Source organism: Ruegeria sp. N4, from assembly GCF_056531425.1.
Map to the genome: position 1 here is coordinate 40,448 of NZ_JBQFLT010000003.1, position 11,395 is coordinate 51,842.

Sequence of the window (11,395 nt, forward strand, 5' to 3'; positions counted from 1 at the left end):
CCAACAGTGTCCGTGCATCTGCCAAAGGGAGAGACCTTTGCCGGTTACGTTCTTGGCGACGTACTGGGGCAGGGGGGGTTTGGCATCACCTACCGCTCGCGCAATCGCGAAACCGGCGAGCGGTTCGCGATCAAAGAGTACTTTCCGGCGGATTATGCAGATCGCGGCCCCAACAATGCGGTGTCGCCCACATCCGAGGGGCGGCAACTGTTCCACATGGGGCTGGAAGCCTTCCTGCAAGAGGCCAACCTGCTGCGCGATCTGCCCCAGCAGCAGGGCCTGATGCGGGTACGCGCGGCGTTTCGCAAGCACGGCACGGCCTATTGCGTGATGGAATATATCCATGGCGATCCGCTGGACCGGATGATGGCGCGCATGATCGACGCGCGGGGGTCGGTGCCGCAGGACCTGGTGATGACCTTCCTGAAATCGATGCTGGGCGCGTTGGACGCGGTGCATGAGGTTGGCGTGGTGCACCGGGATATGAAGCCCGCGAATGTCATGATCCGCAAAGACGGTCAGCCGATCCTGATCGACTTTGGCGCGGCGCGGTTGATGGGGAAATCCAGCGGGCTGGCCTCGATGTTCACCCGGAAATATGCGGCGATTGAGCAATTCCCCGCGGAAAAGACGGGCCTGGCCGGGGGCGTTCACGAAGGCCCGTGGAGCGACCTGTTCGCCTTGTCCGTGATCCTGTACGAGATGGTCTCGCAAAGCTTGCCACCCAATGCCGAAGAGCGTTGGAAAGAAATGCGGGCCAGCGGGCGGGACCCTTATGTCCCGGTGCGCCAGAACCTGAAACGCAACCGCGTTCAGGCGCAATATGACGACGCGCTGTTGAATGCCATCGACATGGGCTGCAAGCTGCTGCCACGGGATCGCATCCGCACTGCCCGCGACTATGCGCGCGTTGTTGGTATCGACCTGCACGCGCCCCAAGCAGCCCCGCGCAATTCCGCGCCCGAACCGCGCAAAAATGGGACCAACCGCCCAACGCCGAAACCCCGAAAACAGGGTGGATCGCGGGCTGCGTCCGTACTGGTCTTGCTGTTGATCCTGGTCGTGGCTGCGGCCGTCATTGCATATGGAATCCTGATGTGAGTGTCGTGAAAGTTATCCGTTCCCTTGGCTTCGCTGCCGCCTGTTTGATCGCCATGGCTTGCGCGGCACCTGCCCAGATCGTCCCGGAAATTGTTGCCGAGGCAGATAAGGCGATGGGGCGGACCCTGGTGGATCGGGGCGGTGGCCGGGGTGGCACCGGATCGGGCTTTGTTCTGTCGGAACTGCCCGAAGGCAACGGGTATTACTATATCACCAACCATCACGTCATTGATGGCGGCCAGTACATTCAGGTCGGGTTCAAACAGGGTGATCGGGTGTTCTTTTACGATGCGCGGGTGCTGCATGCCTCGCGCGAGTTGGACTTGGCGGTTCTGCGGATCGTCCCGCAAGAAAACGGCGGGCACCGGCCCGGCATCCTGTCGCTGCGCGAAGGCAAGGCGCTGAAGGGCGAACAGGTTGCCGCCATCGGCTATCCGGGATCGTCAGATCAGATCAACGCGGGCGGCGATATGCTGCCGTTTCTGGAACCCACGCTGACTCAGGGCGCGATCAGTAAAGTGGCGCCGGGATCGTTTAACGAAACCGGACGGACGCTGGAAATTGTGCAGCACACAGCGTCGGTAAATCCGGGAAACTCGGGCGGGCCGCTGATCGACTATTGCGGTTCGGTTCTGGGGATCAACACGGTGATCTCGGTCTGGAGCTCGGATGGCGTTACACCCACGAACAACACGTTCTGGGCCTCGTCCGCGAACCCCATTGCCGGGTTTTTGCGGGATACGGGTATCCCGTTCACGTCCCATCAACAGGAATGCGATCCGGAGAACCCGGAAATGGTGAACCCCGCCGGGGGTGACAACAGCCTGCTGATCATTCTGGCGGTTCTTTGCGGGGCCGGGGCCTTGGTGATCGGCGGGATCTACTATGTTGCATCGCAAAACAAGGGCGATGACGGGTCAAAATCCCTGCGTGGCGGGGGTGTGAAATCCTCGGGCCGTGCGATTCTGGCTATCAGCATGGATGGCCAATCGGCCAAATTCAGCGCGTCGCAGTTGCAATCCGGCGTCACCATCGGGCGGGCCAGTAAAAACACGCTGACCATCACCGATCGCAACCTCAGCCGACGTCATGCCAGCCTGTCCTTGCAGGGGCGCAAAATGATGCTGACCGATCTGGGCTCGTCCAACGGCACCAAGGTCGATGGCCGGCGTCTGAAGCCGAATGACCCGGTGCAGATCAACACCAAGTCCAAGGTTGAACTCGGGGGGGTAGCGCTTGTCCTCAGACGTCCCTGATACGGTTCTGTCGATCCGCAACCTTGGGATCGAACGCGCCCCCGGTTTCTTCGTGGTGATCGAAGAGTTGGAGCTGAACGCGGGCGAGACCATCGTTCTGGATGCGGTCAGCGGCGCGGGCAAAAGCACGGCGCTTGGGCTGATTGCCGGGGCGTTGCCTCTGACCGACCTGCCGGACAGGCGGCATGTGATTGACGGGGTTCAGGTCACCCCCGACACCCCAAGGGCCGCGTTTGCCGGGCCGGACAAGCTGGGTTTTGTGCTGCAAACCAACACGCTGGTGCCCTATCTGAGCTTGCAGGAAAACATCGAACTGCCGGTGCGTGTTGCCGGGCAGGTGCCGGATGCCGAATGGCAGGATCACCTGATCCGCGCCATGGGGCTGCGCGATCTGACCGCGCGCAAACCGGGTCAGTTATCCGTGGGCCAACGCCAACGCGCCTCGGTCGCGCGGGCGTTGCTGGGGCAACCGGCGCTGCTGTTGCTGGACGAGCCTGTCTCGGCCCTTGATCCCGCCAATGTGGCCGAGGTCGAAGGGTTGATCGTGCATCTGGCGGCCGAGGCCGGATCGGCGGTGGTTCTGGCCAGCCATCAGGCGCAAACAGGTGAGTTTGCGGACACCCCGCGTGCCGATCACCGCATATTGGATCATCAGGGGCAGTCCTACTCGATCTTCTCAACCGCAGGCCGCGCGGCGGCGAGGGTGGCGTGATGGTGCGGATACCGACCATATTGGCCTTGCGCGAATTGCGCCATGACTGGCAATCGGCTTTGTGTTTCGTGGCCGCTCTGGCGGGCGTATTGGGCCCGTTGCTGATCATTCTGGCCCTGAAGAACGGGATCATCGGCACCATGGTAGGCCGGTTGATCGAGGATCCGTCGAACCGTGAGATTTTGGCCATCGGCGCCGAACAGCATGACGCGGCGTTCTTCGCAGCCTTAGGCGCGCGGCAGGATGTGGGGTTCATTGTGCCTGCCACCCGCTCGATCAACACATCGGCCAATGCGGTGCGGCATGAAGCACAGCGCAAGTTGGAGCGCGCGGTGCCGCTGATCCCCTCAGCCGCTGGCGATCCGCTGATCGACGGCGAAGCGGTTGCGCCGGGGCGTGTATGGATTTCCGACAAGCTGGCGCAGGACCTGTCGGTCGCGGCAGGCGATACGCTGGACATGATCATCGGGCGCGAGGTGGACGGCCAGCGCGAAAACGCGCGCCGCGATCTGCAGGTCATCGGCGTGCTGCCGCCCGAGATCTGGCCTCGCCCTGCCATCTTCCTGTCGCTGCCCGATCTTCTGGCGGTCGAACGGTTCCGGGACGATCTGACCTCGACCCCCGCGAACTGGACCGACCCGGTGGCCGAGCCCGAGACCTATGCCAGTTTCCGACTTTATGCGCGCTCGCTTGAGGATATCGGAACCCTGTCCGCGCATCTGTCCGAGATGGGGCTGCAATCGCGCCCACGGGCCGAAAACGCGGCTCTGTTGCTGTCCTTCCGGCGCAATCTGAACATTCTGTTCACCGCGATTGCGGCGCTGGCGATGTTTGGCTTCTGGGCGGCGATGTCGGCCAACCTGCGCGGCATGGTCGAGCGGCAGCGGGTGATCTTCAGCCTGTTTTCCATGCTGACCATGCCCGACCGGCAACGCTGTGTGATCCCGGTGGTGCAAAGCCTGACGCTGGTGCTGGGCGGTGTGATTGCCACGCTGATCATCATCCTGCCCTTCCTGCTGGCCATCAACGCAACGTTTGAAACCGCCCCCGGTGAATCCGTGGCGCGCCTTTATGTGGGAAACATTCTGGCGACGCTGGTCCTGGGGGCCGTGACAGCGGTGACCGCAGCGGTCTGGGCGGTGTTTGCCGTGCGCAATGTCGAACCTCAGGAGGTGTTGACCCATGCCTAAACTGACCCGCCTTGCCCTGGCCCCGCTGATCAGTCTGCTGACCTTGTCCGCAACCGCGCAGGCGCAGGACATCACATGGCGCGAGAAATACTATAACCCGCAGCCTGTGGATGGAGACTTGTCCCTGCCCATGCCCTGCGGCGGGGCCATGACCTTTCGAAAGGTGGCGACGCCCAATACCGATGGTGTGATCGGCGATGTTTCGGTCGTGCTGGGACAGGAAGGCAGCGATCAGCCCTATCTGAACGGTCTGCGCCGGGCCTTCGTTTCGGGCGCGTTTGCAGACCCGGAGGGCGCGGCCAAGGGCTATTTCTACATGGCCAAGTATGAGTTGGCGCAGGCCCAATGGGATGTGGTCATGAAAGGCTGCCCCGACAAGGAACCCCGCCGCCGAGGCTTTGTTCCGGCGGTTGGGCAGACCAAGCTGGACTATCAGCGCTTTGCCGAAGCCTACACCCTGTGGCTGATGGAGAACGCGCCGGACTCGCTGCCCAGAGTGGGTGATACCCGCGCCTATCTGCGTCTGCCGACCGAAGAGGAATGGGAATATTCCGCCCGTGGCGGTCTGGAAGTCGATCAGGCCCTGTTTCGGGCCCCTTTGCCACCTGTGCCCGAAGGCACGCCGCAGGATGAATACATTGCCCATGGCGGCACAGCTTCAGCCGGGGGGAAATTGCAGGTCGTGGGATCTCTGCGCCCCAATCCGCTGGGTCTGCACGACATGTTGGGCAACGCGTCCGAGATTGTGGGCGATCCCTTTGCGCTGGTGCGTCACGGGCGTTTGCATGGTCAGGCGGGCGGCTTCGTGAAGCGCGGTGGCGACGCGCGGACGCCTTTGGCTGACATCACATCCTCGACCCGGTTCGAGGTGCCGCCCTTTGACATCCTGTCCAACACAGCCTCGGCGGACCGGTTCACCGGCACGCGGCTGGTGTTGCAGGGTCTGGCGATTACCTCAGCCGATCAGGATCAGGCGCTGAAGGACGGGCTGGACCAGTTGGCGCGCCCCGATGAAGGGCTGGCGGTGGCAGCCAGCGAGCAAGAGGCGATGGACCTCTTGGACGAAATCTCGGCAGAGACCCTGTCGGATCGCACCAAAACGCAGCTTGCGGTGATCAAGGACACGCTGAACCGGGGCCGGGTCGAACGAAACGCGCAGCGGGACCAGTCGATCCGCCTGATCCTGACCTCGGGCGTGCTGGTCTGTGGTCAGGGCATCCGGCGCTACTTGAACGCGCTGATCTCATCCCTGACCATCGCGCCGGAACTGGACGCGCTTGAGGCGGAGGCGCGGCAAAGCGGGGATCAGGCTTTCCTTGATGAAGTGCTGGCCGCCAAGGAAGACGCCGCCGCCAAACTGGCCGAGCTGGAGGCCAAGGCCAAGGCGGATATCGTCGAATACGCCAACCTGATCGAGGGTCTGGTCGATCAGTACTCGCCCGTCCTGCTGCGCAAACAGATCGATTTCATCTACCCCACCGAGGCCGAGCGTGGCCGCGAACGGGCGACCTGTCTGGCGATGGTGCAGGATCACATCGGTGCCCGCACTGTGGCGGGTTATTCGGATTTGGATCAGATCGCAGATGATTTTCAGGCTGTGGCCCTGGGCTTTGTCGAAGAATGAATTGGAAAGGTTGAAGAATGCGGGATGTATTGAACAAATCGCTTGAAGTGCTGGTCTGGATCACGACCGGCATATCCATCGTTTTTTTCTGTTTTATCGCGGTGAATATGCTGCGGCTTTCGCCCTTGGGGCCGGATACAACGACCATCATTGCGGCGTTTCTGACGGTGGTGTTCGGGATCACATCCTCGCTGGTGTTTGCGGGCATCTGCTTTCAGATCATGGATATCCGCACCTTTAGCAAGCACAGCGCCATCAGCCTGAAAAACCGGAGATAACGACCATGGAGCACTCGGTACTTGGCCTGAAACCCGGCAGCGTTCTGCAGGACACCTACGAGATCAAGTCCCTGCTGGGTGAAGGCGGCATGGGGGCCACCTTTCGCGGGTTGAACCGGGCCAGCGGGCATGAGGTGGCTATCAAGGTCATGACGCCCAGCTTTGCCAAGAACAAGAAAGCGGTCGAGCTGTTCCGGCGCGAGGCGAACCTGCTGCGCACTGTGCGCAGCGATGCGGTTGTGCGTTTTGAGACCTCGATGCTGGACAAGGATGGCCGCCTGTTTCTGGTGATGGAGTTTGTGCCGGGCCACCCCCTGGCGCATTACCTGAAAAAGGGCGCCCGGCTGTCCTCGGACGATGTTCTGAAACTGGGTTTGCGCCTGTCGCAGGGGCTTGAGGCCATTCACAAGCTGGGCATCGTGCATCGTGACGTGGCCCCGGACAACGTCATGATCTCGCACGAGGATATCAATCAGGCCAAGTTCATTGATTTCGGCCTCGCCTCGGACAGTGTGGGCACGGACAAGTCGATAATCGGCGACAGTTTTGCCGGCAAGTTGCGCTATTGCGCGCCCGAGCAATTGGGCCTGTTTGGCAATGAGGTCTCAGCCGCCACCGACGCCTATGCGCTGGGGCTGGTCCTGATGCGGACATCGGGGCTGAAACTGCCGGGTGAAGGTAAGGGGTTTGCCGCCGTCGAAGATCGCAAGACGGACGTAAAGATCACCGATCCCAAGGTCGAGCCGGGCCTGAAATGGGCGTTGGAGCAGTTGCTGAAAGCCAACCCCAAGAACCGCCCCACCGATTTGCCCGGCCTGTTCCGCAAGGCGCTGAGTGGCGGGGCCAAGAAATCCGCCTCGGCTGGTGCGGCACCTGAAAAACAACCCGCCGCAACCCCCGAGGCGTCGGGCAGCAGCAAGCTGCCCCTTTTTGCGGCTGCTGTTGTTGGATTGGCCGTGATCGCGGGCGGCGCTTGGTATGTTCTAAACGGTGCGGGGGGGCCCTCGGCTGAAGTCAACGAATCTGTGGGCATCGCTCAGGATGCAGTTGCTGCCGACAACCCTCTGACCGCCGCTCGTGACCTATTGGCCGCGGGCGGGTCACAGAATCTGGATGCCGCGCTTGGGGCGTTGATCGCGATCAGCAATGATCAGGAACTGCCGCAGCAGGACAGGGCTGACGCCAATATCCTGATCGCCGAGATGTACGATCCCAAGACCCATAGCACAGTAACTTCACCCTTCCCGCGCCCCGACCCTTCTGCGGCGCGGCGCTATTATCAGCGTGCGGCTGATCTGGGCTCGGACCCTGCACGCGACGCCCTGAACCGCTTGGGCGAGTGAGGAGACGGATATGATGTTGAAACGGATAGCCCTTCTTGCAACTGCCTTGATGCTGACCGGGCCGGTGCTGGCGCAATCGAAATCGCCGCTGCCGATCGAGGGCAAAACCAGCCTGTTCCAACGGGTGCTGATCCGCGAACGCATCGACGCGCGGGTTGAGCCCGATAGTGAAGAAACCGCCACCGCCCTGTCGCCTTTGCAGGTGTTCTTTGTTTACGAACGGGACGGCGATTGGATGCAGATTGGCGCGACCGATCAGGGTGACGATCTGATGTGGGTGCCGCAGACGGCGACAGTTGACTGGAACCAGAACATCGTCGCGACGCTGGAAGGCAGCGACAATGTGGGGCGGGTTCTGTTCTTCAACGACATCGATCCGATCTACGACATCATCGAAAGCGAAAATCCAGCCGGGTTGGCCAAGGATGCCCGGGATGAGGCGCTGGCGGCGGAACAGGGCGGCACGCCGTCGGAAACCGTGATCGCCCTTGGCCCGCGTGAGACGATTGACCAGCGGCAGAACCTCTATGTCATGCCGATCCTGTCCACCGAAGAGGCGGTGTTCGATATCGGCCCCTTCGTCAATCTGTTGCAGGTCGCCGTGGCCAGCGCCAACGCGCCGAACCTGCCGGACGTGACCAGCCCCGACGCGACGGGTGACCTGAAAACAGCGGTGGTGTTTGTCGTCGATACAACGATTTCGATGGAGCCCTATATCCGTGCTACGCGGGATGCGCTGCAGGAAGTATATCGTCAGGCGGCATCCTCGGACGCGGCCAATGCGCTAAGCTTTGGGCTTGTGGGCTATCGCGACAGCCTGCAGGCGGCGCCGGGGCTGGGCTATGACGTCAAAACCTTTGTCGATCTGGAACAGGGCCTGAATGTCGAGAATTTTTTGGCCGGTATCGACCAGATGCAGGAGGCCGAGTCCAGCAGCAAGAACTTCCGCGAAGACAGCTATCGTGGCATCGAACATGCGTTGCAGGATATGGACTGGGGTGAGTTCGGCAGCCGGTTTATCGTGCTGGTCACCGATGCCGGGCCTCGTGAGTTCGATGATGAATACTCATCCACCGGCCTCAGCGCGGAAAGCCTGAACCGGCTGATCCGCGAACGTATTGGCGGGGCCATGGCAGTTATGCATTTGCGGACCGAGCGCGGGGCAAAAGATCATCCTTCGGCCGAGGCGGCCTATAAGCAATTGACCGCTTTCCCGAACTCCGCGCCCTTGTATTTCCCGATCGAGAATGGCGATCCAGCCATCTACAAGGATACCGCCCGTCAGTTGGGGCAGTTCGTGGCGCAGCAGGCGTCATCCTATCGGCGCAGCGGCGGCGATGAGTTGCTGAACGAGGACGCGATCATCGACGAAAGCGAAGGCGGGCTGTTCAGCGGTCTGAACACGGCCAGCCGCACCATGCAACTGGCTTATCTGGGCCGGACCGAAGGTGCAAAGGCGCCCGATCTGTTCGAGGCTTACGTGGCTGACCGTGATTTTGACCGCACGGGCCTGAAACCGCTGTCGATCCGGCTGCTGATTTCCAAGGCCGATCTGAGCAATCTGGAAGAGGCCCTGCGTATCATCGTGGATCAGGCCGAGCGCAACGTGGTGAACCCGGATCAGTTCTTTACGCAGGTTCTGGGTGTGGCCGCGGATATGAGCCGCCGACCCGATCAGGTGTCGCGCCAGTCCGATCCCAGTCTGGCCGAGGCGGTGGCGCTGGACGAATATCTGGCCGATCTGCCCTACAAATCGCAGATCATGGCGATTACCGAAGATGACTGGGTGCGCCTGCCGATCTCGGAACAGCAGACCATCGTTAACGGTCTATACGACAAGATCGAACGCTATCGCCGCTACAATGAGTCGACGGATCAATGGGTCGATTATCTGGGGGCCGGGCCACAGGCGGGCAATCTGCTTTATCCGATGTTGCTGGACGATCTGCCCTAGGGTCCTGCGACCAGCGTTAGTGTTCCGGGCCTCGGGAACAGACCGAGGCCGGGATACTCACCCGGCAATCGCTGCTTTTTCGTTGCCCTTCTTGAACTGCTGGTCAAACAGCTTGCGGAAGCTGCCATCGCGGGCCATCAGCTCGTCCAGATTGCCCTGTTCGATAACCGAGCCATCCTGAACCACCATGATCTTGTCAGCCTCCAGAACCGTCGACAGACGGTGCGCAATGACGATCACGGTCATGTCTTTGGTCAGGGAATCCAACGCTTCGCGCACAAGGTTTTCGGATTCGGCATCAAGTGCGCTGGTCGCCTCGTCCAGAAGCAGAATTTCCGCCTTGCGCAGGATGGCGCGGGCAATTGCCAATCGCTGTTTCTGACCGCCAGACAGGAATGCACCGTTCTCACCCACCATCGTGTCGTAGCCATCCGGCAGTTCTGTGATGAAGTCATGCGCATAGGCGGCGCGGGCGGCGTCATAGATCTCCTCATCTGTCGCATCCGGCGCGGCGAAGCGCAGGTTTTGCATGACGGTGGTCGAGAACAGGAACGTGTCCTGGCCCACATAGGAGATCTTCTTGCGCAGAGAGTCGAAGCTTGCGAGGCGCACATCGTGGCCGTCGATCTCCACGGTACCCTCCTGCGGGTCATAGAAGCGCATGATAAGACCGAAGATGGTGGATTTCCCGCCGCCGGACTGACCGACCAGAGCCGTGGTTTTACGGGCTTCGAAGGTCACATTCATGTCGTCGATCACCGAGATCGAGCCCTGGTAGCCAAACTTCACGTTCTTTAGCGCGATCTCACCCGGCCCGTCAGGCAGATCCTCGGCATCGGGGCTTTCGATCATGGTATCCTTCTGGTCAAGCAGGCCGAACAGGAGGCCAACGCCGACCATGGCTGCCTCGATCTGGACGCGCATTTTCGACAGTCGCTTTGCGGGTTCATAGGCCATCAGCAAGGCGGTGATGAAGGACATCAGTTGGCCGGCCGTGGGCTGCTCGGTTCCGGCAATGCCGAGGGTGCTGACAATCAGAATGCCTGCAATCGCCAAGCCCGCGAGGAATTCCATCAGCGGGCTTGCAATGGCCTGCAGACGGGCAATGTCATTGGCGCGTTTTTCAACTTTCCGAACGGCGGTATCCATCCGCTCGGTCATACGATCTTCCAGTGAAAGCACCTTGATGACCCGGATCCCGGCAGAGGTTTCCTGCAGCACGCGGATGATTTCGGCCATCGATTTGAATTCGGCCTTCATAATCGTCCGGACACTTTTCAAAAGGTACCGGACACCCAGCAAGGCCACGGGGCCCACGATCAGGAACATGACGGACAACAGCGGTTGCTGATAGACCATTACGATAACCAGCCCCAACAACGTAAGGGCATCGCGAATGAAGCCGGTCACCAGAACGTCGATCAGTTTACGGGCGGCCTGCGCGCCATTTGTCGTTCGCATCAAAAGTCCGGAGGATTCATTCTTGCCAAAGAAACCAACGCCATGCCGGATCAATTTCCGGTACACTTTTTGCTGTTGCGACGCGACAATCCGGTTCCCCGCCCGCGCAAGGTAAACCGCCTGCACGAACGAAGCCACCGCCTTGGCCAGGAACAACCCGATGACGCCGAACGCAATCAATGGGGCCCATTCGCGCATCTCGGGGCTGGTCATGGCATCTACGATGTATTCCATCATATAGGCCGACCCGGCAGTGGTGGCTGCCACGATGATCATCGCAACAATTGCGACAGCGTACATCCAGCCCTGAGCACGTAAACTTTCGCCCATCAGGCGGCCCATATAGCCGGATCGCCATTCATTCCAGGCGCGCTTAATCATTGCATTCTCCAGATCATGAAACCATGCGCTCGCTCAGATAACCTATAATCATTTCTGCCTAAAGGGCAGATTGTATCACGTGACAGAGTGACCGT

General features: G+C 60.9%; 9 protein-coding genes. 8 read left to right on the top strand and 1 reads right to left on the bottom strand.

Annotated features, from left to right (window positions below; all coding sequences use genetic code 11):
• Positions 1–12: 12 nt before the first annotated feature.
• From ACR0LW_RS06710 to ACR0LW_RS06745, 8 genes are read left to right on the top strand one after another with little or no spacing between them, the layout of a single operon-like run.
• The gene (locus ACR0LW_RS06710; RefSeq protein ID WP_480882009.1) at positions 13–1,101 is read left to right on the top strand and encodes a serine/threonine protein kinase; all 1,089 of its coding nucleotides are present in this window, start codon (positions 13–15) and stop codon (positions 1,099–1,101) included.
• Between the two features lie 5 nt (positions 1,102–1,106).
• A complete protein-coding gene (locus tag ACR0LW_RS06715) occupies positions 1,107–2,357 on the top strand; it encodes a trypsin-like peptidase domain-containing protein (RefSeq protein WP_480882010.1) in 1,251 nt (416 codons plus the stop codon).
• Positions 2,338–3,069, top strand: coding sequence for an ATP-binding cassette domain-containing protein (locus tag ACR0LW_RS06720; protein ID WP_170453934.1), 732 nt, complete (start codon positions 2,338–2,340; stop codon positions 3,067–3,069). The genes ACR0LW_RS06715 and ACR0LW_RS06720 overlap by 20 nt, the downstream gene beginning before the upstream one ends.
• Positions 3,069–4,259 carry an ABC transporter permease family protein gene (locus ACR0LW_RS06725; RefSeq protein ID WP_480882011.1) on the top strand — a complete coding sequence of 397 codons (1,191 nt, stop codon included), beginning with the start codon at positions 3,069–3,071 and terminating at the stop codon, positions 4,257–4,259. Before ACR0LW_RS06720 ends, ACR0LW_RS06725 begins: the two co-directional genes overlap by 1 nt.
• Positions 4,252–5,883 carry a formylglycine-generating enzyme family protein gene (locus ACR0LW_RS06730; protein ID WP_480882012.1) on the top strand — a complete coding sequence of 544 codons (1,632 nt, stop codon included), beginning with the start codon at positions 4,252–4,254 and terminating at the stop codon, positions 5,881–5,883. The genes ACR0LW_RS06725 and ACR0LW_RS06730 overlap by 8 nt, the downstream gene beginning before the upstream one ends.
• Positions 5,884–5,900: 17 nt before the next feature.
• Complete coding sequence (locus tag ACR0LW_RS06735; RefSeq protein ID WP_170453926.1) at positions 5,901–6,161, top strand: hypothetical protein; 261 nt, start codon at positions 5,901–5,903, stop codon at positions 6,159–6,161.
• Positions 6,162–6,166: 5 nt separating this feature from the next.
• On the top strand, positions 6,167–7,504 hold the full coding sequence (locus ACR0LW_RS06740) for a protein kinase domain-containing protein (RefSeq protein ID WP_480882013.1): 1,338 nt from the start codon (positions 6,167–6,169) through the stop codon (positions 7,502–7,504).
• A 10-nt stretch (positions 7,505–7,514) separates the two neighbouring features.
• Entirely contained in the window at positions 7,515–9,458 is a 1,944-nt protein-coding gene (locus ACR0LW_RS06745) for a vWA domain-containing protein (RefSeq protein ID WP_170453924.1), read from the top strand.
• Between the two features lie 57 nt (positions 9,459–9,515).
• Here ACR0LW_RS06745 and ACR0LW_RS06750 read toward each other — a convergent pair whose 3' ends face one another.
• The gene (locus ACR0LW_RS06750) at positions 9,516–11,300 is read right to left on the bottom strand and encodes an ABC transporter ATP-binding protein (protein WP_480882014.1); all 1,785 of its coding nucleotides are present in this window, start codon (positions 11,298–11,300) and stop codon (positions 9,516–9,518) included.
• Between the last annotated feature and the right edge of the window lie 95 nt (positions 11,301–11,395).